1 protein-coding gene is annotated in these 735 nt (G+C 25.3%); it reads right to left on the bottom strand.

The genetic code is table 11. The annotated features are described in order from the left end of the window. On the bottom strand, window positions 1-716 hold a 716-nt coding region (locus CD111_RS12815; protein WP_240610519.1), incomplete at its 3' end, for an ABC transporter transmembrane domain-containing protein. Window positions 717-735 lie beyond the last annotated feature (19 nt).

Here is a 735-nt window from a genome sequence, read left to right as displayed (position 1 = left end):
ACATAATATGAACCCACCCATAATATAACAGTACTTATTAATAATGATAAAAATCCTTTTATACTCATTTGTATATTAGTTACAATTCCAAGTTTTAAAATTTTTTTGATTAAACGTATAAAAAACATTTCTGACTTAATTGATACTTCTTCTTCTGCCGTGTAACTCTTTATTGTTGAAATTCCGTTAATAGTTTCAATTAGATATGAATTTAGTTCGGAATTTTGTTCCATTTGTTGGCGATTATATTTTTCAAAAGGTTTTCTAAATATAAATGCTAATAAAATATAAATAGGAACAAATATTAGAGTAATGAGGAATAATCGAGAACTTTGCAAATATAAGAGAATGCTACCTAATAGAATCATTAGAATATCAATAAAAAATGTGACAGTAACTGTGGAAAATGCCTCTCTAATTTTGCTACTATCCATAAATCTTGAAAGAATTTCTCCGGACTTGCGTGTTTCAAAAAACTCCATAGGTAATTTTAATACGTGATTATAATAATCGAGCATAATCTTTATATCAATTTTTAAACTAAAATAAAGAATTAAATGAGATCTAAAGTATGTGATAAATGATTGGGTTATATACATTAATAATACTGCCCCAGATAATATGTGAAGATTGTAAATAATGTTGCTAGGAAGTATGTCATCTATTAACAACTTAAAATAAAATGTCCCTAGAAAACCAAATAAATTGATTAACAAAGAGGATAAAAAAATTAGT

It is taken from the genome of Mammaliicoccus stepanovicii (genome assembly GCF_002902525.1).
In the GTDB taxonomy this organism is placed as follows: Bacteria; Bacillota; Bacilli; order Staphylococcales; family Staphylococcaceae; genus Mammaliicoccus; species Mammaliicoccus stepanovicii.
Note: the sequence above shows the minus strand (reverse complement) of the source record. Positions and strands in the feature narration are given on the sequence as shown.